A 23,083-nucleotide genomic window follows, 5' to 3' on the forward strand; every position below is an offset into this window, starting at 1 on the left:
GGCATGGGGCATGGGGCATGGGGCATTAGTCATTTTAGACTGAGCGAAGTCGAAGGCTAGTCATTAGTCATTAGTTATTAGTTATTAGTCATTGGTAACGCCCTCAAATCTCAAATCTCCAATCTAAAATCTCAAATCTAAAATGGTATTAATTTCCGGATTTTACTACTTTGATGACATCACGTGGTGGCACAAGTTCCCGTACCAGATTCCAGAAATGGGCGATCGGCGGAATTTGCATTCGATCGTGAGTTGTGACTAACACGACTTCGCGAGTCCAAGTCGGATCGATCGCCGATTGTCCGATCGCCGAAATCTTGGAATTTGCGCTTTCTTGGGCGATCGCCCGAATTGCTAAAGTGCGATCGCCCACAGCGTCCATCAAAGCTGAATGCGGCAGCAAAGCAATCAATTCTCCCTGGCGCACCACACCTCGAAAAGCATCGAGAGTGTTGAGTTCCAAAACAGCATGAAGTTTAGCACCGATGCGTCCGAATTGCTCTTGTACCATGCGCTGCATTCCGTACCCGTCCTTGAACACCACTTGCGGGTAACAAATCAATTCCGGCCAAGGTACTCGATCGTACTGGGCCAGGGGATGACTCGCTGCCATCAATACCTCGATCGGCTCATTGTAGAGCACCTCAACCAACATTTCCGGGGCTTGAGTAAAATAGCGGTTGTTCATCACCACCGCGATGTCCACCAAACCGTCTTTGAGAACTTTCAAAGCTCGATCGCTCCCCAGAGAAGTCACGCGCAACTGCACCTCAGGATAGTTGCGACAAAACCTTTGCAGCACAGGCGGCAAATAAGCAGCGCAAACCGAGTGAATCGCAGCCACGCAAAGTTCCGGCTGCTTTCCCGCCAGCAAGTCTCCCAATTCGACCGCAGCATTTCGCCAACTCTGACAGATTTTGCGAGCGTGAGGTAACAGGCGTTCCCCTCCCAAAGTCAGCTTGGCGTGGGCGCTGCGGTGAAACAGCGACAAACCCACTTCCGCTTCAAGTCCCTGCACTTGACGGCTAATAGTCGATTGGGTAACGCCGCACTTCCGGGCCGCTTGCTGAAAGCTACCGGTTTCAGCAACTGAAAGAAATGCTTGAAGCTGCTCTAAGCGCATGGATGTTTAATTCGAGATGGTTTGAGAAATTTGACTGGGAGATCATCAGAGACATTAACCGATTTTTCCGCACAATTTAGTACACCTTGATACAGGTACAGATTAGTTTTGATTTCGGGGCCAGAGGCGCAGATGCTTGGCTCTATCAATTAACTTGCTCGGGCAGGATTTATTCAGCAAAATTAGATTTCGATTCTCCCATTCTCAATATTGAATCCATTATCTAAGTTGGCAATTTTATCAATAAAACGATTTAATTAAGATTGAGCTATCGAATTTTAAAAAAATCTAGCTAAATACCTTGAATTAACTGCGCGCTCGGAGTCGTTTAATTAAGGGCGAGAACTAACTTGTTTTTTGGACAATGTGAAAATTTTAAAACTAGGATTTTATCTCGTACATTTTTCACTATTATAGTACCTCGATGTTCCTATAATTGTCAATAAATGTCCGAATATTGCCGCCTGGTTGAAACCTGCGATGAACTTTCATCCCCTGCCTAAAGTCACTGTTGTTTTGTGTTTTTTTGTGTATAGACTAGGAATTAGCGGCTCAGCAACACAAGTGCAAGTACGATCGATCGCACAGGAAAGGCGAAATGCAGAATTCTCTTAAGATTATGTCATTTAACCACAATTTTATGCCCCAAGGTGGATGGGCCGAGTGGCAATCGCAGTTAGTGGGACTGCACGCGGTTAGCGATTTGTTAATTGCCTTGGCTTATTACTCAATTCCAGCGATGCTGATCTACTTGGCCAGGAAGCAGCGGGACGTGCCTGCGGGCAAGGGTTTTATCCTATTGGGGCTCTTGTTTTTTTGCGGCGGCACAACTCATCTGATGCAAGTTTGGATGCTGGTGCATCCCAGTTACGGGCTGTCAAGTTTGCTCGCCGCCGTTACCGCTGTCGTTTCTGTGTGGGCTGCGGCCCAATTGATGCCCTCGCTTTCTCAAGTGTTGGCGGTGGCGTCGGCGACACAATTAGCAGCAAATACAGCGCTGGAAACTCAAAAGGTCGATCGACCGCAAGCTGGCTGTACCGTTAAAAATCCCGTCCCATCCCCCAGCAGCGAACTCGATCCCATTAACCAGCAATTGCTCGTAGAAATAGCGCAGTCGGAGGGAGTGCAAGAACTCCTGCTAGAAATTGCCAACAAGCTGCAAGCCAGCGAAGAACGCTTTCGCGCTTTTCAGGAATTATCTCTAGACGGATTTAACGTGTTTCGCAGCATTCGCGACGAATCCCAAATAGTCGATTTTGAATGGGAATACGTCAATCCCGCAGCGGCTAAAATTCAGCAAAGCACTCCTGAAGAATTGGTCGGAAAGCGATTGCTGCAAGTGCTGCCGGGTCATCAAGATAGCGGTTTGTTCGACCGTTACGTGCAAGTTGTAGAAACAGGAATTCCCCTCAATACTGAGATTTCTTACAACAGCGAAGGCATTGTCGGCTGGTTTCGGATTATGACCGTTAAATTGGGCGACGGCATGGCTATTGCTTTTAGCGATATTACTGAGGGCAAGCAAGCAGAAGCATCCCTGCGCGATGCCCTGCAAAAACTCACTTCTCATTTTGAAAATACGCCCCTAGCTGTGATTGAGTGGGATGAAAATTTTCACCTCAGCGGGTGGTCTCCGGCTGCTGAAAAGATTTTTGGGTGGAAGGCAACAGAAGTTTTAGGCAAGCATTTTAGGGAATGGAACTTTATTTTTGAGGGTGATGTCAAAAATGTACAAGCGGCAATTTATAGTTTGACAAACCAACACGAACGGTGCAATGTCGTTCGCAACAGAAATTATGATAAGTCGGGTTCGTTGGTACATTGCGAGTGGTACAATTCGGCTTTTTACAGCGATTCGGGACAGTTGATATCGATACTGTGTCTGGTTTTGGACGTGACGGAACGCTTTAAGTTTATGGAAGTGCTGCGACAGTCAGAAGAGCGGTTTCGGATTGCAGCAGAAAGTGCGAGCGATTTGATTTACGAATGGGATATCGAGACCGGTATCGTGCTCTGGTTCGGTCAGGTGGATCAAATTTTGGGATACGAAAAAGGCAGATTTCCGAGGACGAGAGCAGCTTGGAACAATATTTTAAATTCGGAAGACCGATATCGAGTCCAGGCTGCTGTCGATCGATATTTGAGCGCGCCAAAAAGTTATGCCACCCCATTTTTTCAGGAATACCGCGTGCAGTGTTCCGGCGGCCGCTGGCTCCACTGGATCGATCGCGGCAAAATAGTGCTGGACAAACAAGGTCATCCCTGGAAATGGATCGGTGCCATTAGCGACATCAGCGATCGCAAACAAGCCGAAGAACAGCGGAATCAAGCCTGGGCGCGGGAACAAACTGCCCGCCGCGCAGCCGAAGCCAGCGAACAGTTGTACCGCATCCTCGCTGAAACTATCCCCCAAATCGTTTGGACTGCTTGGCCTGACGGCTGGCTCGACTACTACAACCAGCGCTGGTTTGAATACACCGGTTTGACTCTAGAACAAACTCAAGGCTGGGGATGGCAGCCCGTCGTGCATCCAGATGACCTGGAAAATTGCCTGCAACGCTGGAATGAGTCGGTGCAGACGGGGGAGACCTACGAGGTGGAATACCGCTTGAAACGGGCATCTGACGGGGCTTACCGCTGGCATCTGGGTCGTGCCATGCCAGTATGCGATACCGAGGGAAACATCCTCAAGTGGTTCGGGACTTGTACTGATATTGACGATCGCCACCGATCGGCCGCCACAGCCGATTTCCGCGCCCGATCCTTGGCTTTGCTGTCGTCGGCTTCCTTGAATTACCAAGAGGCGCTGCAAGGTTTGGCCGATTTAGCAGTGCCGGGGCTGGGGGATTGGTGCTGCGTGCATTTAATCGAGGCCGACGGCTCGATCGGGTTGCAAGCAGTTTCTCACTCCGATCCGAGCAAAGTGGCTCTGCTGTGGCAAATCGACCAGCGAATGCCGGTAGACCCCCAGGGACGCCACGGAGTGGCAAAGGTGCTGCGGACTGGGGAATCGAAGCTCTACCCAGAAATACCGTATTGGGCGATCGAGGCGGTTGTGTCGGACAGGGAACTGCTGGAAGTGCTGCACTCCCAGCACCCGCTGTCGGCAATCTGCGTGCCGCTGATCGCTCGCGGGCGGACGCTGGGAGCGATTTCGTTGCTGTGCGGAGAGTCCGGCCGCCGCTGCGGGGAGGGAGATTTGGTTTTGCTCTCGGATTTGGCGCGGGATGCGGCGGTGGCGATCGACAATGCACGGCTTTACCGGGAAGCAGCGGAGGCCAACCGGATTAAAGACGAGTTTTTGGCAACGCTTTCTCACGAGTTGCGAACGCCTCTGAACGCGATTTCGGGCTGGGCCCAGATGCTGCGACAGCGCAAGTTGAGTGCCGAAAAAACGGCTGTGGGTTTGGAGACGATCGAGCGCAACGCGCGGTTGCAGACTCAGATGATTGAGGATTTGCTGGACGTTTCCCGGATTGTCAGCGGTAAAGTGTGTTTGAAGCTGTGCCCGGTGGATTTGGTGCGGATTGTAGAAACGGCCGTGAAGGCGCTGAGCCCTGATGCTGAATCTCGGGGGGTTGAATTGGCGATTGTTGGTGGCGAAGGGGTGAGTTTGGTGAGGGGCGATGCTACTCGCTTGCAGCAGGTGGTGTGGAATTTGGTCTCGAATGCCATTAAGTTTACACCGCCGTCCGGTCGCGTAGAAATCAGGCTGTCGGAGGAGGGAGAACCGCGATCGGCTGGTAGTGCCCTGTTATCTCCGTCTCCGGTTCACTCTGTGACGATCGCCGTCAGCGATACGGGAATTGGCATCAGCAAGGAGTTTTTGCCGTTTGTGTTCGATCGCTTCCGCCAAGCTGACAGCAGTTCTACGCGCAATTACGGCGGGCTGGGACTCGGATTGGCGATCGTCCGCCATCTCGTAGAACTCCACGGCGGCAATGTCTGGGCCGACAGTCCCGGCCTGGGACTCGGCTCGACTTTTGGGGTGCGATTGCCGATCGATCACAGGTGAATTTTACATAAACCGGTTTGTAGTGAGGACTTTAGTCCGCAAGAAATCAGGACTAAAGTCCTCACTACAAACTAATTCTCTTGGTTTGTAGTGAGGACTTTAGTCCGCAAGAAATCAGGACTAAAGTCCTCACTACAAACTAATTCTCTTGGTTTGTAGTGAGGACTTTAGTCCGCAAGAAATCAGGACTAAAGTCCTCACTACAAACTAATTCTCTTGCCATTCTTGCAGGGCGATCGCAATTCCCTGTTTTAATCTGGGTTCGAGACCTTCTTGCTGAACTAAACTTGCTAATTGCTGCCGCACCTCCCCCGCACCCAGCCGTTTGAGCGCTGCCGTGCTGTGCAGCCTGACGCTGTTGTCGCCGTCTGCTAACAGTTGAATCAATACATCCATCGCTCTCAAGTCTCCTAATTGTCCTAACGCTAAAGCCAAAGATTGTTTGATTTGGCTCGACTGTACGGCGGGATGATTGCTCGAAATCAAATCGATCGCAATTTCCGCAGCTTTGGCTTTCAATTCCGGCTTTTCCACTCGTCCCAAAACAGTAACAATCTCTTGACAAACGACAGGATTAATGTTATCGATTAATAGGTTTTGCTCAGCAATTGGGATTGAATTGTGATTGGTCGATGCCTCGGGTTGGAAACCAGCAGCCGATCGCCCGATCAGCGCTATTTGCAAATATTCTAAACCCGCAGCGGTTTCGCTCCAGCCGAGGGCGCGCACACTTTCGATTTGCAATTCCAGGGGAGTTGCGGGCGATCGCAACAATTCAAATAAAGCCGCCGCCGCTGCATCGGTTTTCATCCGCCCGAGCGCGATCGCAGCTTCCTGACAAACTTCTAATCGGATGTCGAAAAGCAAAGGTTTGAGCAACTTAACTAAATCTAATTCTGTATTTAAATAAGCGCGCACTCCCAGAGCTCGCACCGCTTCTTTTCTGACTGCTGTCGCCGGATCTTTGAGTGCTGCTACCAGTACCGGCGGGATGCGGGAATCGTGAAAACTACTCAGGGCCTCGATCGCAGCAACCCGCACCGCAACTTGAGAGTCTGTGACTACGCTCAACAGCGGTGCAATAATTTCAGGGCGCCGAATTTGGGCGAGCGCTGCTGTTGCAAACTGTCGCGAGTCTTCTTGGAGTAGGAGAGTTGCTAGGGATTCAATGGCCCTCGTGCCGAAATTTCCCAGGGTTTCCGCCGCAATTTGGCTCAATTCTTCCTCAGAATTTTCGATTAATTTGACTAAAGCTTGCATCACTTCCGGGCGATCGAACTTTCCGAGGATGCGGGCGGCAAACCACCGGGGCTCCGTGTCTGCGTCTTCGTCTTCGAGCAAAGCGATTAAAGGTGCGATCGCGCCATTTCCCAGATTGGGCAATACTTTAGCAATTTCCCAGCGGTCTTGAAAATCCCCCCATTCTAAGGCTTGTATTGCTAAACTGACAGCTTGCTCTAAAATCTGTTCTTCCGGCTGCTGACTACCGTTGGCTGTCACTTGCTGCAAGCATTCGACTAAAAGAGGCCAGTTTTGGCGATCGGCAGCAGCTTGCGCTTGTTCTAAAATATTAGACATGATTTTAATTTAGCTTCTTTAAGGTAGATGACAGCTAGCGGAGAATGCGATAGACTTTTCAGCAATCTTTTGCTACCATTATCAATTGTTTGAGATTAATGTCAATCCATCACCAGCGGTCAAATGTAATTAAAGCATTAAATTCATGCACTTAAGTCATCCACCTGTTAAATTGTTAATTCAAGCAAATAAATTCGCAGTCGAGCGCAGCTTTTAGATAACCAATATCCAAGCAACCACACCCAATCATGACATAATTATTTTTATTAAATAATGCGAATTAAATAACTTGAGCGATTAGTTTGTTACCAGGCTCTGCCAGGTAACGCATATCCGGAGGCTCTGCCTCCTTTTACCTCGGCACTTATAGGAGATAGATGACTGTAGGAAATGTTTAAGTTATTAAATTTTCGTTTCTAATCCCACCTATTTACCCATTACCAATTCCCATTCCCCATTCCCATGAAAAAAGCTCTGCTTTTAGTAAACCAGCATTCCCGAAAAGGACAAAACCTATTATCTCAAGCCACAGAAAAATTACAAGCCCTTGGTTTTGAGTTAATTGTAGAATCAACCGACCGCGCCGATGAAATTTCTGAGACAATTCGGCGCTACCAAAATCAAGTCGAATTAGTCATAATCGGCGGAGGCGACGGCACTCTAAACTGCGCCATCGAAGGTTTAATAGACACTAAATTACCCTTGGGTATTTTGCCAATGGGAACTGCTAACGATTTAGCCCGCACTCTGGCAATTCCTACAGATTTATCCGCAGCTTGTCAAGTAATTGCCAGCGGTAAAGTTCGGCTCATAGACTTAGGTTGGGTGAACGGTCAGCATTTTTTCAATGTGGCAAGTTTGGGATTGAGCGTGCAAATTACCCAGCGGCTGACTAAAGACGTGAAGCAGCGCTGGGGAGTTTTCGCCTATGCTTTTACCGCTTTGCAAACAATTTGGGAATCGCGACCATTCAGAGCAGAAATCAAGGTAAATAACCAATCTTTTTATGTTAAAACTATTCAGATTGCCATTGGCAACGGCCGCTATTACGGCGGTGGCATGAAAGTTGCCGAAGATGCCACAATCGACGACAGGCGGCTAGATTTGTACAGTTTAGAGACACAACATTGGTCGGAAATCATTGCTTTGCTGCCAGCGATGAGGCAAGGAAATCATAGCAGTTGGCCTAACGTTCGTGCCTTGCACGCTCAAGAAATTGAGATTAATACGAGCCAACGCCGTCCGATTAATACCGACGGTGAAATCACCACTCACACCCCTGCAAAATTCCGAGTGATTCCTCAAGCTTTGGCAGTTATCGCTCCTGCATAAAGTAAAATAACTCTTATAAGTTTGTAGTGAGGACTTTAGTCCGCAGAAAAAATCCCGGACTAAAGTCCTTACTACGAACCAAATTACCCAGAATTAATAATCGCCTCCCGCGCCGTATTGCCAAGCTTCAACCAATCGGTGAAAATAGTATTGTTGTTCCACCCCTAAATTTTTAACCTGCGGTTTTACCGCTTTCCCCAAAGGCTGCAATCCCGTATAAATCCCTAAATTTACATAATGAACCATCCAATCGAGCAAATTAGCTATTCCCACCTGCGGGATAATTTTAATCACTAATCCGGGATGGCTAATTGCTGTTTTAAACAATGTTTTTGACAAAGCTGGAAACAGCACGATATCTTGAAGAAATGGCTTGAGCACTGGTTCTCCCAACTCTTCCATTATCCCAAATACAGCAGCCAAAAGTTGATTAATTTGATTGGGGTCTATTTTCTGATTCATCGCAGCACTCATCGCACGCTGAAACAACCAAGTAACTGATAAATTTGGTTGGTACGGTTGCAAAAGTGCGAGGGAATTTTTATCTAAACTTTCGCTGGTTAAAGCTTCGTCAATTCCGAGAGTCAAGCGTTTGAGGTGGCGCACCATGGCGCCAAAACCGCCGAAGCTGAGGGGCGATTGGCTGCCGCTGCTGTCTCCGACTGGAAGTATCCGATTCCAAGGCGTTTTTAGAGGACTTTGGCGATAGCAGGGAAAGAATCCGTAGAGTGCTCTTTGGAATTTTAACTGTTCGAGTTCGACTTTTTGATATTGGGGAAGCAAGCGCAAATAATCTTCAAATAACGTTTCTAAACTAAATCTTTCTGTGTCGGCGTCTATGTAGGTAAATAAGTAAGTGGTGCGCCCGTCTCTGGCGGGAAATGCTTCCCAAAAATATTGGCACTGATTTTGCATTGGGGTGAAGGATGCAAATATATCGCCAGTCTCATTTTTGGGGTATCCTTGGGCGCAACTGCCGACTACTAAACATACGGCGTCGGGTTTTTTGCCTTGTCTGGCTTGGCGCACAATGGGCGAAAAATGTCCCATTGCATCTAATAATAATCTGGTTGTAAATGAATTGGTAGCAGATTCTGAATCGGTATTATCGGATTCTACTAGAACTCCGTTGGGGTGAATTGTTGCTGTTTTAAATGGTGTGTTTTCAAATAGTTTGCCTCCGGCTTGGAGAAATTTTTGTTTGAGGGTTTCGAGGAGGTAAATAGGGTCGATTCCGATGTTGAGTACGTCGCGCACCCAGATGTCAGGGGTGTTGGTAAAGCTGATGCGGGCTGGGTTGTATTCGGTGGCTATTGCTTTGTCTATCTCTTCAGTCGTCAGCAAGTTTAGTTCTAAGAATGCGTCTAATTCTTTGCGTGAAATGTTCCATTCTTGTTCGCGCCCTCGCAGGATGCCGCGTTCGAGTAAGGCTACTCGCCAACCGCGCACTGCTAAGGCTGTACCGATTAATATTCCTAGGGTTCCGCCACTGATAACTATGTCGAAGTCGATGGTTTCTAGGGGTTGTTCGCTGTGTTTGACGGCTGCGGGTGCTGGGGCGGTGTTTTGTTTGAGGTTTTCCCAGAGTCGATCGACCTTTCGCAGGCCTCCAAGGGCGTCTCCCGGCACTTGGGAGAGAATTTTTTCGGTGAGGGACATCGGGTTTTAATATTTAAGAACGGTTAATTTTATATAATTTAGCTTAGAACTTGGTCTGCATTTAAATTTAAGTTTCGGGCGGGCTCTTCGGCCCACCCCACAAGAGTTTCTGATAAGTAGGGTGCGTCAGCTAGGGTGAATTTGGCAACAAACCAACAATCTCAGGCTGACGCACCCCCGGAATCAATGGTGCGTCAGCCTGAGACTTTCTGTGGTGATTGAACATCTCCAAGCTGACGCACCGTACCATTTTTGAGCCGGTTCAATCAGTTTCCGATCCGTAGGGTGCGTCAGCTAGGAAGATTTGGGCGACAAACCAACAATCTCATGCTGACGCACGCCGGGAATCATCTCATCTCCGGTGGATTACCATAACAAAAACAGTTTGTAGTGCGCCCTCCCATTCCGCAGCATTTTCGGACTGAAGTCCGCACTACGAACAAATCTTACTGCGGTTAATCGATCGGACACGATATCAATGGTGCGTCAGCCTGAGACTTTCTGTGGTGATTGAACATCTCCAAGCTGACGCACCCTACCATTTTTGATTCGGTTCAATCAGGCGCGCTTAATTCTTGAACTCGCAGTCGATCGCACAAAATTCGCTCGCACACAATAGCACCCGTCTGCGCACACCTGCAAACTTCTAACTGAGCTTCCGGAAGTGCTTCAAACAAAAAACGTTCCCCCGGAAAGACTGTCCGCTCAAAATACCAATTCGGAATATTTGTAATCCGAGCAATTTGCACTTGGTTAGTAGTATTGAGATACCAACACAAAATGCGCGTATCACGTTCCGAAATTACCTGAGTAAGTGTCAAATTCATCGTTTTAACTTGTTTGTAAAATTGTGCAAGCTACCTGTCACCAGCCTCAGCCTAATATATATCAGATCGCCTGTCAAAGGCAAATATTTTCCTGCATTCTTTAGATTAATTAATAAATGCCTCTGGAAAAATATTGGCGTCTTCCACGTGTTCCCAAGAAGGTGCAAAAGGCGGCATTGCTAAAGCGCAAGATTTCCATCCTCCCCGCACTGGTGCGCTTAACAATTGACAGTCACCCACTGCACCTCTTTGCATCTTGTAGTGACCGCAAAATTTACACTTAGAAGTACGCTTGCAGCCGCGATCGCTAATTACCAGATTAGGATTGCTGTCAATGTTGTTGCGTTCCAGAGTCAGAGTTTCCATCAAGATCTTTTTTAAATCGTCACTCTCAAGTATGACAGCCGGATTTCAGTCGCCGCGTCTATCTCAAGGCTTAGTTCGCCTTTAAGTTTTGTTGAGGGATCGAGATAAAACATATTCTTTTTGACAGTATAAACCTAGGGAGCAATTTAATTTGCTCACGGTCGAATTGGTGGCTGTGGCTTGACGGGCGATCGCCTTACCGAGGGCTATACTTCTTCAGGCATAAGCTAATTATCCTCTCCTAACTTGCTGAACAAGTCGGCTAAAATTGTATTGGAAAACAAAAAACCTTCTGGATCGCTCAATCTCAAATTTCCCGAAAGTGGCAGTTTTGCACCTTCGGCTAAAGTTGCGATCGCCCCAGCATCAGTCACAATTTCTACCCATCCCAGCCGCCAGTAGGGCTGCAAACAATCCCAAATTCGATCGACAGTTTGCTGAGTAAACTTTTGAGCCAGCACCGACAGGCTAACTCCTGCTGCTAAACGCAAACCTAGCATCAGCGTTTCTAACAAAACATCATTTTCTGAGACTTGAAAAGTTTGCTCGCGATCGGGCTCAATATCTGGCTGGATTTCGCCCTCAAGTTTTGGGGTAGCTGGAAAATTGCCCTCCGCAAGATTTCGCACCCACTGATAATATTCTTGAGTTTTGCGAGGCCTTGTCACCCTGCGCCCTTCCACGTAACTCGCCGCCCCCATTCCCAAACCGTAATAAGGGCGATTTTCCCAATAAACGCGGTTGTGCTGACACTGATAACCATCGCGAGCGTAATTTGAAATTTCGTAATGTTCGTAGCCAGCATCGGTGAGAATTGAGCGCGCTAAACGGTACATTTCAGCAGCGGTTTCATCGGCTGGTAGCGGCTGCGCGCCTGCTTCAAAGTAGCGCCCGAAAGCAGTTAAGGGCTCAACAATTAAGTCGTAACTCGACAGGTGAGTGGGGCTAATTTCCACCGCCGATTTTAGGGAAGCTTCCCACTGTGCTAAAGTTTGGTGCGGCAGTCCCGAAATTAAATCTAAACTGAAGTTGACAATCCCAGCCGATCGCACTATTTCTACTGCTTCAAAAATTTCGGCCACAGAGTGCGATCGCCCGCAAGCTTGCAGCAATTCATCCTGAAAAGCTTGCGCTCCCAAACTCACTCGATTTACTCCCGCCGCTGCATATCCGCGCAACTGCTCTAAAGTAAACGTTCCGGGGTCAATTTCTAGAGAAATTTCCGCCCCAGCAGCAATCCCAAATTTGCTGTCAACAGCCTCTAAAATATGGCTCAACTGACTGACAGAAAGCAGCGAAGGCGTGCCGCCACCAAAAAAAACTGTCTTCAGAGCTCCGCCTAAATTTTGAGTTGCTTGAATTTCTTGACACAGTACGGCAACGTATTGCACGATTGTGCCGGAATTCTCGCCATTTTTGCGATCGCCCACCACAAAAACCGGAAAGTCGCAGTAGTAACAGCGGCGGCGACAAAAAGGTACGTGCAGGTAAGCCGAACTGGGAATGCCGGAATTTGACACCTGCGCACTTTTTGGGAATTCAAATGTTAAATAATCTGTGGTAGGGTTCATTACATTTCCAGCCAAAAGTGCAACTTCAAATCTAAAGTTTTAATTAAACCGTGATAAATAATTATGTATATTGTGACATTTTCTTAGCAATAACAGGCTGCGAACGATGGCGTCCCGCCCCGCAAGCTACGGCTATTTTAGCTCGATCTCCTAGCGATGGCGACCGGCAGCAATTCCCGAACAGGTTGCAGGGCGGTCTATTCGCACCTCGTGTCTGCCCGTGAAGGGGCGCGCTGTCCGGCCACGAAGCACGGGTAGCATATCCCCCTTCACGGTACAGGCGCGAAATATAAGTTCATAAAAATTGGTGAGTAAAGATAGCGATATCCGACCGCAACTACGAAAAAACTATCAGCACTCGAAAGATATAATGTAAACACATTCATTAACCTAGAACTAATGCTAGACGCAATCATAATTATCTCATTCATAATCGCAGGCGGAGGTATCGGCTATTACGGAGTCGAACTCCTGCCGAACAACCTCCTGCAGGAAGTTACAAATATCCAAGGCCTAAGTTCCGTACTGGGTTCCTTTGGAGCATTAATCGGCTTCGTGTTGGGATTAGTGGCTCAAACAACCTATCGGCGGGTGGAAAAGCAAGTCCGCGATATGCCGGTGGAGATGCTGCTGACACGGGCGATCGGCTTAATTATCGGACTGCTAGTCGCCAACTTAATGCTAGCTCCGCTGTTCCTGCTGCCAATTCCTCGCGAGTTCGGCTTCATCAAACCCCTAGTCGCAGTCTTGGGTAGCGTCATGTTCGGCTTCACAGGCGTCAGCTTGACAGACACCCACGGCCGCGCTTTCCTGCGCCTGATCAACCCCAAAAGCTTGGACACAACAGTGTTGATAGCCGAAGGTACTTTCAAAGCAGCAAGTGCCAAAGTTGTCGATACAAGCTGCATTATTGACGGCCGGATTGAAAACCTGCTAGAAACAGGCTTCCTAGAAGGTCAAATTATCATCCCGCAATTCGTGCTGCAAGAACTGCAACTAATAGCTGATTCCGCCAACGATCAAAAACGAGTGCGCGGGCGTCGCGGCTTAGATATTCTCAACCGCATCAAAGAAACCTATCCAGAACGGATTCAAATTCACTCGGCTGACTACGAAGAGATTGCCACCGTGGATGCTAAATTAGTCCGGTTCGCTTTGGATATCGACGGCATTTTGCTCACCAACGATTACAACTTATCGAAAGTAGCTACCGTTCAAAAACTGCCGGTTTTGAATATCAACGATTTGACTCATGCGGTGCGCCCCACTTATTTGCCGGGAGATACGATCGAACTAAAAATCCGCAAAGAAGGCAAAGAACCGTCTCAGGGCATCGGTTACTTGGATGACGGCACAATGGTTGTCGTAGAAGCAGGTAGCAGCTACGTCGGCGCCGAAGCCCGAGTCGTAGTCACTAGCGCCTTGCAAACTAGCGCGGGCCGCATGATTTTCGCGCGCCCTCAGGAGTCCGTTATTGCTTGAAACTGACAAACAATGGCCAGAGCAATTAGAATCAAATATTGCGATCGCTGTTCCCAATCTGCCCCGACTCTCTACCGCGCCCGGTATGACGAGTCGGGGCAGTGGTTTTTTCTGTGTCTTAAATGTTGGGAATCGGTAAGTAAAGATAATCCCTTTTACCTCTACGGTGGCACTTGGAAAGCCAGCAAGAAAAAATAATCAGCTTCTTCTTCTTCTTTTCTCTTCCTTCGCGTGCTTCGCGTCTTCGCGGTTCAATCATATCAAAATTCAGAAAGGATCGAGCAACCATAGCCCATCTGCATTTTGGCAAAAACACTCTACATTAACTTTTTCTTGATTAATTAACACATAAATTACATTCTCTTCCTGATTCCTTCCCTCGGACATCATTTGACCCTTGGGCGGTTTCCACCGCAGTCCGATCGTTTAAAAATGTCACAGAACATTGTCATCAATATTAATAGCACTTCTCAATCAATCGTAAAGTTTTATACTGTTCGATCTGACTCTGCACGTTGCGCGTCTTTGCGGTTTGTTAAGAAAAAGAAATGTTCCAATCATTGACAACTGGTATCTCTCTAGATACGATTCACTTAGCGATCGCTAAAATTTCAGATTTAAAAAAATGCTGTTTAACTCCACATTATTTTTGGTCTTTTTGGTAGTGGTGGTGTATGTCTATTACTTGCTGACACCGCAATACCGACGTTGGTTTTTGTTATTGGCTAGCTATTGCTTTTATTGGGTGTGGAGCGTACCGTACTCGCTCCTAATGGTTTTATATACCCTGCTAGCTTATATCACAGCTCGCATTATAGACTCATCAACTAAAAATAGAGAGAGAACTACTGCTTTAATTGGTTTTTTAGTGGTAGTTATAAGCACTCTCTGCGTATTTAAATACGCAAACTTCTTTTCAGCTTCGACCTACTCCCTGTTTGGATTTTATCCTTGGCCTAAACTAAATCTGCTATTGCCTCTGGGTATTTCTTTTTACACATTCCAGACCATCAGTTACATAGTCGATGTCTACAAGGGCGTTACACCTGCCCAAAAATCACTTCTCGACCTAGCGCTGTACGTCATTTTCTTCCCTAATCTGGTGGCTGGCCCGATCGTCCGCGCCAAGACTCTCATGCCCCAGTTGACGTGCTCCTCACCGGTAGACTGGGTTCAGATCCGCAGTGGCATTGCCCAAATCACCTGGGGGATGCTGAAAAAAGTTTATATAGCTGACCCGATGGCATCAATTACCAGTGAGGCTTTTAGTCGGCCCCAGAGCGTTTCCGGGTTGGGGCTGTTACTGGCGACATTCGCCTTTACAGTTCAAGTCTACTGCGACTTTTCTGGCTATTCAGATATGGCGATCGGTTCTGCCCGCCTATTCGGAATAGAACTGCCGAAAAATTTTGACAGGCCTTATCTGGCCCACAGCATTACTGATTTCTGGCGCCGCTGGCACATTTCACTGTCAAATTGGCTGCGCGACTATCTTTACATTCCCCTCGGTGGCAACCGGCAGGGTCAACTCCGTACCTATGGGAACTTAATGATCACGATGCTGCTGGGAGGTCTCTGGCACGGTGCTGGATGGAACTGGGTTGCTTGGGGAGGTTTGCAAGGGGCAATGCTCTCAATGGAACGAGCCTTTGGGCTTTCCTCTGCACCTAAATCAAAAGTTAGTTATTTCCTGCGCTGGCTGCTGACCTTTTTTGTAATTTGTAGTTCTTGGGTACTTTTTGCATCATCTGATTTGAACAGTGCTGGTGTGGTATTTCAGCGGATATTTACTTTTGCTGACGGCCGGATACCGATTGACTATCGCCCGCTATTTTACTTGGGCCTAGTTTTGCTAGTTCAATGGGGGGATGTGAAGCAACGGTGGATGAGCTGGGTTCAGATACACCCAAATTTCTTCAAGTGGATTGTTTGTACGATCGCGATCGCGCTGATGTTTACCTTTGCCGGCGCCTCAAGTTCAAATTTCATTTACTTCCAGTTCTAATCGGATTGACAATACCATTTTGGCAATAATGCAACTGGCTTAGAAGATCAAAACCCCGATCGAGTAAATCATCCCCAATCCCAAATCAAAAATCAAAAATGGTATAAGTTATGCTCCCGATATTTAATGACCAGGCACTTTCTCATGTAAAAACAGCATTTCGCCGCACGACCGTAGACTTGTCAAAGCTATTGTTAGCAGCTTTATTATTGGAAGGAATGCTGCAAGTTATTGCTCCTGACTACAAAAATAACGTTTTCGATCGCGACTTTACAGGAGGTCGTCCCATCGCCGTCAGCAGTGCCGGAAATCGCGGCCCGCTGCTGCCTATTCAAAAAGCTCCCGGCGAATTGCGCATCCTCGGCATGGGAGATTCCACAACATTTGGGACTGGGATTGGTGCAGAAGATACTTGGCCGGCTCAATTAGCAACTGTTTTTCAGAAAAATGGCGCTAAGGCAACCTATATCAACAGCGCTATAGAAGGTTCTACCCTCAAAGAAATCAACTATGTTTATCGCAACCAATGGTCTGCCTACAAACCAGATGTAGTAGTGCTGGGGGTAGACAACAACATGGTCTCGATGACGTGGTTTCGCCGCGACGACAAAGGTGCACCGAAAAACCCCTATCGAGATCCTGCCCCTAAGTCCAAACTCGAAGATTTAAAAAACGGATACAAACAAGTTACCCGCGTTTTAGCTTCTCCTTCCTGGCTGAGAATCAACTCCCAAAAAGGCTTGTACTTGCTGGGTTTATCAAATCACAACATGAAGCCGGAAATTCCTTTAGGCGCAACGCTAGCCTTGGGCTGGAAGCAGGCTGATGTGCCTCCAGATCTCGCTGAACGCGCTTGGAAGCAGTTTGAGGCAGATTTGAGTGCACTCCGGGACTCGATTGCTGCTGACGGTCGATCGTTGGTTGTAGTTTACTTGCCGGCTCGTTTTATGGCTTTTGACAGGTTTTCTGACAACGAACAACGAGTGCCAAAAAATCGGTTGACTATCGACGCGGGCAAGCGACTTGGCGAAATTAGTCAGTCACTCGGTGTGCCCTATCTGGATGGTACCGAACCAGTCCGTTGGGGTAGGGCGCAAATTGCCCAAAAAGAAGGTCGTTCTGCCCCGATGTACATTAAGTTTGATACTGTCCACCTTGACAAAGACGGCAACAAAGCTCTTGCCGAAGAGTTGTTCAAGGTGGTTCGCCCAGCAGACAAAGCTAAATAACAACGAGGACAAAATGGTTCGTAGTGAGGACTTCAGTCCGCAGCCTCCGAGCGGACTGAAGTCCGCACGTGCGATCGAATGCGATCGCAATTTTAACGTCGGCGTGGGGCAGGAAGCCTCGCGCTATTTGACGGTTGCGGTTTTTCTTGCAGTTTCATCGTCAAACTCACCCGCTTTAACTTTTCATTCACCTCCAAAACCCGCACTTTCACAACTTGTCCGACTTTCACAACCTGTTTCGGATCGTCCACGAAGCGATCGGCTAATTGAGAAACATGAACCAAACCATCTTGGTGCACTCCCACATCAACAAAGGCTCCAAAGTTAGCTACATTCGTGATGATGCCTTCTAATTCCATCCCAACTTGTAAATCGGAGATTTCGTTAATTCCGGCTTGGAAGGTGGCATATTTAAACTCGGCGCGCGGGTCTCTTCCCGGCTTTTCTAGTTCGGAAATAATGTCTCGCAGTGTCGGTTCTCCGACTTTCTCGGTCACGTATTTCTTAATATCTACAGTCTTGACTTTTTCGGATATTTGTGTTATCTCAGTCAGCGGCAAAGTTAAATCTTTGGCGATCGCCTGGACGACTGGATAACTTTCGGGATGAACTGCTGTATTGTCCAGCGGGTTTTCGCCGCCGCGAATCCGGAGAAATCCGGCTGCTTGTTCAAAGGCTTTCGGGCCGAGTTTGGGAACTTTCAGCAGTTGGCGGCGATTTTTAAAGGCGCCGTTTTCGTTGCGGTAATTGACGATATTTTTGGCAACTGTGGCGCTCATTCCCGATACAAATGTCAGCAGTTCTTTGGAGGCTGTATTTAAGTCAACTCCGACATAGTTGACGCAGCTTTCGACTGTTTCATCGAGTTTCTTTTTGAGCAATTTTTGGTCAACGTCGTGCTGGTATTGACCGACTCCGATCGACTTTGGGTCGATTTTGACAAGTTCGGCTAAAGGATCTTGCAAGCGCCTACCGATGCTGACTGCGCCCCTGACGGTGATGTCGAGATCGGGAAATTCGGCGATCGCCACATCACTCGCTGAATAAATCGAGGCGCCGGACTCGTTTACCATGACTTTAATCGGTTTTCTGTCCATATCTGCCAAAACTTCCGATACAAACTCGTCGGTTTCGCGGGAAGCTGTACCGTTGCCGATCGCAATTAATTCAATTTTATATTTTTCAATCAAATGCTTGACAATTTTACCAGCTTGTTGTCGTTGACCTGCCGCTTGGTGGGGAAAGATGGCTTGATATTCCAAAAACTGCCCGGTTTCATCGAGGGCGGAAACTTTGCACCCGGTGCGAAATCCCGGATCGATCGCCAATGTGGGCTTCATTCCCGCCGGCGCCGACAGCAGCAACTCGCGGAGGTTGGTTTCAAAGGTGGCGATGGACTCGATATCGGCGGCGGTTTTGTGGTGCGATCGCACTTCCGTCATCAACGAAGTCTTCATCAGGCGGTTGAAAGCGTCCTTCAAGGTCGATCGATAAAACTCTTTAACTTCAGGTATCCTAGTTCTAATTTCCTGAGATTCCAAATAAGCCATCACCGCCGATTCATCAAAGGCTAAGTCTAAATCTAAAATTCCTTCCGTTTCCCCGCGAAACAGCGCTAACATATTGTGCGACTGAACATTTCTCGCCGCAATTTGGTAATTGCGGTACATCTCAAATTTCGTGGTTCCTTCCGGGAAATCATCTTTAATTTTCGAGATAAAAACTCCTGTTTTCATCAAAAATTCTCGCAAATAAGCTCGGTATTCAGCTTGTTCTGAAACGGCTTCCGCCAAAATATCTCCAGCACCTTTGAGAGCTTCTGCTGCTGTTTTAACTCCTTTTTCTTCCGAAACATATTGCCTTGCTTCCGCTGCGATATCGGCAGGTTTAGCAGTCGGATCGTTGAGATCTACGATCAAATCTGCTAGCGGTTCCAAACCTTTTTCTCTGGCAATTGTCGCCCGCGTCCGCCGCTTGGGTTTGTAAGGCAGGTAGAGGTCTTCGAGTTCATTTTTTTGCAAGCACAACTCAATTTTCGCTTGCAATTCCTCAGTAAGTTTGCCTTGAAAGGCGATCGTCTCTAAAATAGAATCTTTGCGGTCTTCTAATTCCGTCAAATAAGTGAAGCGATCGGAAATATCTCGCAACTGAATTTCATTCAGCAAATCTGTGCGTTCTTTGCGGTAGCGGGCAATAAACGGAATAGTTGCGCCCTCGGCGAAAAGTTCCAGGGCATTATTGACTTGGGAGAGATTGATTGAGAGTTCTTGAGCAATCAGTTGGGGAATGTTGAGCATAGTGCAGAAGTTCGGAGCAATTAGGCTTTAATAAATTATTTATGAGTTTCGGGTCGCGAATTAAGAGGGAAATTAACCGCAGAGGCGCAGAGGACACGGAGGAGGAAATGAGATAAATAAGAGGTTGAGAAGGTTTTATGGATCGCCCTAGCAGTATTAAAGTGATGTTAGCATAAGTGCAGTCTTTTCTCAATATTATATGTTTCCTTTTAAATATCCTGTGCCGCAAAGCGATCCGCCGCGATCGCCCAGAGAAACGCTGCCGACGATGTACGATTTACCTAGCGAAGACCCGGAGGAACCTGGTTTACCTGACGAATTTCACGATTTGCAGCCGCAGTTGTTAACCCTGGCGTTTCGCCCTCGGAATTATCAGGCTTCTGAGACATTTAGCGGCACGGACATGAACCTGTATTATGACGTGCAGCACCCTCTGTGGCACAAGCGCCCGGATTGGTTTGGGGTGGTGGGAGTTCCTCGACTGTACGATGGATCTGAACTGCGGATGAGTTATGTTACTTGGCAAGAAGGCGTGAATCCTTTTGTAGTTGTAGAATTGCTTTCGCCGGGAATGGAAAAAGAAGATTTAGGCGCAAATATCGATGATGAAAATCTAGCAACTCAGCCGAATCTTGCGACTAACGGGCAAGTTTTGGAGGCCCAGACAAATGAGAAACCGCCTAGTAAGTGGGAGGTTTACGAGCAGATTTTGCGGGTTCCTGTTTATGCTGTCTTCAGTCGCTATACTAATAGGTTGCGAGTGTTTGCCTTGAACGCCGGACGCTATCAAGAATTGGAATTGTCTGACTCGCGAGTGTGGATTGCCGATCTAAGTTTGGGCTTGGGTTTGTGGCAAGGGGAGTTTCAGGGAATCGATCGCCTGTGGTTGCGCTGGTATGATGTTGATGGCAACTGGATTCTGACTGAAGCCGAACAACAACGACAGCGGGCTGAATCAGCGGAAGCTCAATTACAGTCTTTAATTCAGCGACTGCGGGAATCTGGCATAGATCCCGATCGATTTTTAAACCGTTAGAAACGATTTCACCCAGGTTCGTAGTGAGGACTTCAGTCCTTCTTCAGCCAGGTTCGTAGTGAGGACTTCAGTCCTTCTTCACCAGGTTCGTAGTGAGGACTTCAGTCCTTCTTAACCAGGTTCGTAGTGAGGACTTCAGTCCTTCTTAACCAGGTTCGTAGTGAGGACTTCAGTCCTTCTTCCGACTCCAAGAAAGGACTAAAGTCCTCACTACAAACACATTTTAAGAGTTGACAAAAACTCGATCTGTCTCAACGTGTTTATCACTCGCACTATTTGCCGTAAATCCATCTGCGTAAGGTGACTGATGCAAATAAGCCTTACCCGCAGAACCAAAAAGTTGCAGTTTCCCAGCAATCACCGATCGCATAGCAGCGATCGCCTTTTCCATAACTTCCAGCAAATCAGGATCTGACAAAGAACTGCTAGTTTTCAACACATCCATATAAGCATCGCGCACTTCCGTATTCACATTAAACTTAGACACACCTAATTTAATAGATTGATTAATCATCGATTCCGGCAAACCGCTAGCGCCGTGCAGCACTAAAGGCACCGAAACCGAAGCGCGGATTTTAGCCAAACGCGGGAAATCGAGTTTCGGCTCGCTGAAATATTTACCGTGCACGTTGCCGATTGTTACGGCCAAAAAATCCACCTTAGTTGCTTGAATAAACTCTACAGCTTCCACTGGATCGGTCATCTTGGCAGCTTTTTCTTCAATTGTCAAACCATCTTCCGTACCGCTAATTCTGCCGATTTCCGCTTCAACTACCGCACCGTTAGCGTGGGATAGCTTAGTCATTTCACGAGTAAATATTAAGTTTTGTTCGTAGGACAAAGGAGAACCGTCAGCCATGATCGACTTGATACCGGCGGCGAGGGCGAGGTGAATATCTTTTTCTGACGTGCTGTGATCTAAGTGTACTGCGATCGGCACTGAAGACTTGCGCGCGGCTTCCATGCAAAGCGCGACTAAAGGCGATTTACCATATTTGAGGGCGCTGGGGTGAAGTTGCAGCATCGCAGGACTTTGCAGCGCTTCGGCGGCATCGATGACGGCCTTGACTCCTTCGAGGTTGTACACGTTAAAAGCGCCGATCGCGTAAGCGTTTCTCCGGGCCGTGTTCAGCAATTCGCTAGTTGAGGCGAGCATAAGTACCTGGCTTAAAAACTTTTCTGAATCTCGATCATTCTATCAAAGTTCGGACAGTTTGATTGGCGATATGTAGCTAGAAACCGGGTTTCTACGAGTTTTGCGTTGAGTGACGAGAAATCACGCAAGAAACCCGGTTTCTGAGGTCACGATTTCTCACAGGTGAACTTCGGTTTTGAGGACAGCATTCAGAAGTCATAGGGTGCGGATACATCGACAATTTATTAACAAATATCGACAATCTCACAGATCTACACCTTATACAATAGTTATTAAACCTCTTGCAAAAATAGTTAGGAACGGGCTCTTCGGCCCGTTCCACAGAAAAAAATATCTTTGTGGAACGGGCCGAAGAGCCCGTTCCCAAAGTTGATTAAAAAAATTTTGCAAGAGGTCTATTGTAGGGTGCGTCAGGGCTAAATATTTTGAAAATTAACCAATATTTTCCGCCCTGACGCACCCTACGGCTAGCTTTTGAGATTCCAAAAATGTCCGAAGTATTGCACCAACAAATACTATTTTTGTGCGTTACCAGCGTGCAAACCGCACTCTTTCATCGTCGATTCTTCCCACCACCAACGACCTTCGCGTTCGTGTTGGTTCGGCAATACAGGTTTCGTACAAGGTTCGCAACCAATGCTGACAAAACCGCGTTCGTGCAACTTGTTATAAGGCACTTCCAAAGCGCGAATATAATCCCAAACCTCTGCCGAAGACCAGTTTGCTAAGGGGTTGAATTTAATTAATTCATGGTCTGGAGTTGAGAAGGCACCGTCAACTTCAATCACCGGAATACCGTTGCGGGTACTGGGACTTTGATCTTTGCGCTGACCGGTAATCCAAGCATCGAGAGTATTTAGTTTGCGGCGCAATGGCTTGACTTTCCGCACGCCACAGCATTCTTTGTGACCGTCTTCATAAAAACTAAACAATCCCTTTTCTTCTACTAGGGCTTGTACTTCTGCTGCATCGGGAAACATTACTTCTAATTTAATGCCGTAATGTTTTCTAACTGCATCTAAAAACTGATAGGTTTCTGAGTGCAACCGTCCGGTGTCTAGGGTGAAAACGCGGAAGTTCTTAGTAATTTTTGATGCCATGTCGATCAGGACTACATCTTCAGCACCGCTGAAAGAAATTGAGATATTGTCAAAATTGTCTAGGGCAAATTTGATAATTTCTCGCGGTGTTTTTTGACTGTATTCTGCTTCGAGGGCGGCAATGTTGAGATTTCTCTGGATGGCAACCATATTTTTGCGCGATCGGTGTTCTTTTTTCTAGCCCTCGATTATAGCCGATCGCAGTATCTTTCTCTCCGATTAATTTTACCGCATCTGGTGGCAGTCTTTTCGGCTGGCGCCACGAGGAGAGCTTGAGAATGGCGATCGCCCGTTTGTCCCAGTTGGC

General features: G+C 47.5%; 16 protein-coding genes. 7 read left to right on the forward strand and 9 right to left on the reverse strand.

Annotation, left to right across the window (positions count from 1 at the left end; genetic code table 11):
- Positions 1 to 148: 148 nt before the first annotated feature.
- Positions 149 to 1,123 (reverse strand): LysR family transcriptional regulator, encoded by a 975-nt coding sequence (locus tag QUB64_RS02000; protein WP_333265968.1) that lies wholly within the window; start codon positions 1,121 to 1,123, stop codon positions 149 to 151.
- 619 nt (positions 1,124 to 1,742) lie between these two features.
- Between QUB64_RS02000 and QUB64_RS02005 the strand changes: the two genes are divergently transcribed.
- The gene (locus QUB64_RS02005; protein ID WP_333265970.1) at positions 1,743 to 5,138 is read left to right on the forward strand and encodes a PAS domain S-box protein; all 3,396 of its coding nucleotides are present in this window, start codon (positions 1,743 to 1,745) and stop codon (positions 5,136 to 5,138) included.
- A gap of 207 nt (positions 5,139 to 5,345) precedes the next feature.
- On the opposite strand, the gene QUB64_RS02010 is transcribed toward QUB64_RS02005, so the two are convergent.
- Positions 5,346 to 6,716: a HEAT repeat domain-containing protein gene (locus tag QUB64_RS02010; RefSeq protein WP_333265972.1), complete on the reverse strand. Its 1,371-nt coding sequence runs from the start codon at positions 6,714 to 6,716 to the stop codon at positions 5,346 to 5,348.
- Positions 6,717 to 7,178: 462 nt separating this feature from the next.
- On the opposite strand from QUB64_RS02010, the gene QUB64_RS02015 reads away from it, so the two are divergent.
- Positions 7,179 to 8,048, forward strand: coding sequence for a lipid kinase (locus tag QUB64_RS02015; protein ID WP_333265974.1), 870 nt, complete (start codon positions 7,179 to 7,181; stop codon positions 8,046 to 8,048).
- A 93-nt stretch (positions 8,049 to 8,141) separates the two neighbouring features.
- Here QUB64_RS02015 and QUB64_RS02020 read toward each other — a convergent pair whose 3' ends face one another.
- From QUB64_RS02020 to hemW, 4 genes are all read right to left on the reverse strand, one after another.
- Entirely contained in the window at positions 8,142 to 9,707 is a 1,566-nt protein-coding gene (locus tag QUB64_RS02020; RefSeq protein ID WP_333265976.1) for an FAD-dependent oxidoreductase, read from the reverse strand.
- 554 nt (positions 9,708 to 10,261) lie between these two features.
- Positions 10,262 to 10,534 carry a DUF1830 domain-containing protein gene (locus QUB64_RS02025; protein WP_333265978.1) on the reverse strand — a complete coding sequence of 91 codons (273 nt, stop codon included), beginning with the start codon at positions 10,532 to 10,534 and terminating at the stop codon, positions 10,262 to 10,264.
- A 105-nt stretch (positions 10,535 to 10,639) separates the two neighbouring features.
- Positions 10,640 to 10,900 (reverse strand): hypothetical protein, encoded by a 261-nt coding sequence (locus QUB64_RS02030; protein ID WP_333265980.1) that lies wholly within the window; start codon positions 10,898 to 10,900, stop codon positions 10,640 to 10,642.
- A gap of 227 nt (positions 10,901 to 11,127) precedes the next feature.
- Entirely contained in the window at positions 11,128 to 12,471 is a 1,344-nt protein-coding gene (hemW, locus tag QUB64_RS02035; protein WP_333265983.1) for a radical SAM family heme chaperone HemW, read from the reverse strand.
- A 399-nt stretch (positions 12,472 to 12,870) separates the two neighbouring features.
- Here hemW and QUB64_RS02040 point away from each other — a divergent pair, with 399 nt between their 5' ends.
- The 4 genes from QUB64_RS02040 to QUB64_RS02055 all read left to right on the forward strand — a co-directional run bounded on the left by QUB64_RS02040 (position 12,871) and on the right by QUB64_RS02055 (position 17,187).
- Positions 12,871 to 13,953 (forward strand): PIN/TRAM domain-containing protein, encoded by a 1,083-nt coding sequence (locus QUB64_RS02040; protein WP_333265985.1) that lies wholly within the window; start codon positions 12,871 to 12,873, stop codon positions 13,951 to 13,953.
- A 12-nt stretch (positions 13,954 to 13,965) separates the two neighbouring features.
- Positions 13,966 to 14,151 carry a hypothetical protein gene (locus QUB64_RS02045; RefSeq protein ID WP_333265987.1) on the forward strand — a complete coding sequence of 62 codons (186 nt, stop codon included), beginning with the start codon at positions 13,966 to 13,968 and terminating at the stop codon, positions 14,149 to 14,151.
- Positions 14,152 to 14,578: 427 nt separating this feature from the next.
- The gene (locus tag QUB64_RS02050) at positions 14,579 to 15,958 is read left to right on the forward strand and encodes an MBOAT family O-acyltransferase (protein WP_333265989.1); all 1,380 of its coding nucleotides are present in this window, start codon (positions 14,579 to 14,581) and stop codon (positions 15,956 to 15,958) included.
- 110 nt (positions 15,959 to 16,068) lie between these two features.
- On the forward strand, positions 16,069 to 17,187 hold the full coding sequence (locus QUB64_RS02055; protein ID WP_333265991.1) for a GDSL-type esterase/lipase family protein: 1,119 nt from the start codon (positions 16,069 to 16,071) through the stop codon (positions 17,185 to 17,187).
- Between the two features lie 92 nt (positions 17,188 to 17,279).
- Here the strand turns inward: QUB64_RS02055 and QUB64_RS02060 are convergent, their stop codons facing one another.
- Entirely contained in the window at positions 17,280 to 19,484 is a 2,205-nt protein-coding gene (locus tag QUB64_RS02060; RefSeq protein WP_333265993.1) for a Tex family protein, read from the reverse strand.
- Positions 19,485 to 19,683: 199 nt separating this feature from the next.
- Here QUB64_RS02060 and QUB64_RS02065 point away from each other — a divergent pair, with 199 nt between their 5' ends.
- Positions 19,684 to 20,520, forward strand: a complete 837-nt coding sequence (locus QUB64_RS02065; RefSeq protein WP_333265995.1) for a Uma2 family endonuclease — start codon at positions 19,684 to 19,686, stop codon at positions 20,518 to 20,520.
- 223 nt (positions 20,521 to 20,743) lie between these two features.
- Here QUB64_RS02065 and QUB64_RS02070 read toward each other — a convergent pair whose 3' ends face one another.
- Both QUB64_RS02070 and QUB64_RS02075 read right to left on the reverse strand, forming a co-directional pair.
- Positions 20,744 to 21,676 carry a class II fructose-bisphosphate aldolase gene (locus QUB64_RS02070; RefSeq protein WP_333265997.1) on the reverse strand — a complete coding sequence of 311 codons (933 nt, stop codon included), beginning with the start codon at positions 21,674 to 21,676 and terminating at the stop codon, positions 20,744 to 20,746.
- A gap of 515 nt (positions 21,677 to 22,191) precedes the next feature.
- Positions 22,192 to 22,926 (reverse strand): phosphoadenylyl-sulfate reductase, encoded by a 735-nt coding sequence (locus tag QUB64_RS02075; protein ID WP_333265999.1) that lies wholly within the window; start codon positions 22,924 to 22,926, stop codon positions 22,192 to 22,194.
- Between the last annotated feature and the right edge of the window lie 157 nt (positions 22,927 to 23,083).

The sequence above is a fragment of the Microcoleus sp. Aus8_D2 genome, assembly GCF_036702665.1.
GTDB lineage: Bacteria > Cyanobacteriota > Cyanobacteriia > Cyanobacteriales > Microcoleaceae > Microcoleus.

Bases quoted from the DNA above. Each gene is read 5' to 3' on its own strand.
- QUB64_RS02000 (WP_333265968.1), bottom strand. From the start codon at position 1,123: ATGCGCTTAGAGCAGCTTCAAGCATTTCTTTCAGTTGCTGAAACCGGT.
- QUB64_RS02060 (WP_333265993.1), bottom strand. From the start codon at position 19,484: ATGCTCAACATTCCCCAACTGATTGCTCAAGAACTCTCAATCAATCTC.
- QUB64_RS02040 (WP_333265985.1), top strand. From the start codon at position 12,871: ATGCTAGACGCAATCATAATTATCTCATTCATAATCGCAGGCGGAGGT.
- QUB64_RS02025 (WP_333265978.1), bottom strand. From the start codon at position 10,534: ATGAATTTGACACTTACTCAGGTAATTTCGGAACGTGATACGCGCATT.
- hemW (WP_333265983.1), bottom strand. From the start codon at position 12,471: ATGAACCCTACCACAGATTATTTAACATTTGAATTCCCAAAAAGTGCG.
- QUB64_RS02075 (WP_333265999.1), bottom strand. From the start codon at position 22,926: ATGGTTGCCATCCAGAGAAATCTCAACATTGCCGCCCTCGAAGCAGAA.
- QUB64_RS02065 (WP_333265995.1), top strand. From the start codon at position 19,684: ATGTTTCCTTTTAAATATCCTGTGCCGCAAAGCGATCCGCCGCGATCG.
- QUB64_RS02015 (WP_333265974.1), top strand. From the start codon at position 7,179: ATGAAAAAAGCTCTGCTTTTAGTAAACCAGCATTCCCGAAAAGGACAA.
- QUB64_RS02045 (WP_333265987.1), top strand. From the start codon at position 13,966: ATGGCCAGAGCAATTAGAATCAAATATTGCGATCGCTGTTCCCAATCT.
- QUB64_RS02005 (WP_333265970.1), top strand. From the start codon at position 1,743: ATGTCATTTAACCACAATTTTATGCCCCAAGGTGGATGGGCCGAGTGG.
- QUB64_RS02070 (WP_333265997.1), bottom strand. From the start codon at position 21,676: ATGCTCGCCTCAACTAGCGAATTGCTGAACACGGCCCGGAGAAACGCT.
- QUB64_RS02030 (WP_333265980.1), bottom strand. From the start codon at position 10,900: ATGGAAACTCTGACTCTGGAACGCAACAACATTGACAGCAATCCTAAT.
- QUB64_RS02020 (WP_333265976.1), bottom strand. From the start codon at position 9,707: ATGTCCCTCACCGAAAAAATTCTCTCCCAAGTGCCGGGAGACGCCCTT.
- QUB64_RS02010 (WP_333265972.1), bottom strand. From the start codon at position 6,716: ATGTCTAATATTTTAGAACAAGCGCAAGCTGCTGCCGATCGCCAAAAC.
- QUB64_RS02050 (WP_333265989.1), top strand. From the start codon at position 14,579: ATGCTGTTTAACTCCACATTATTTTTGGTCTTTTTGGTAGTGGTGGTG.
- QUB64_RS02055 (WP_333265991.1), top strand. From the start codon at position 16,069: ATGCTCCCGATATTTAATGACCAGGCACTTTCTCATGTAAAAACAGCA.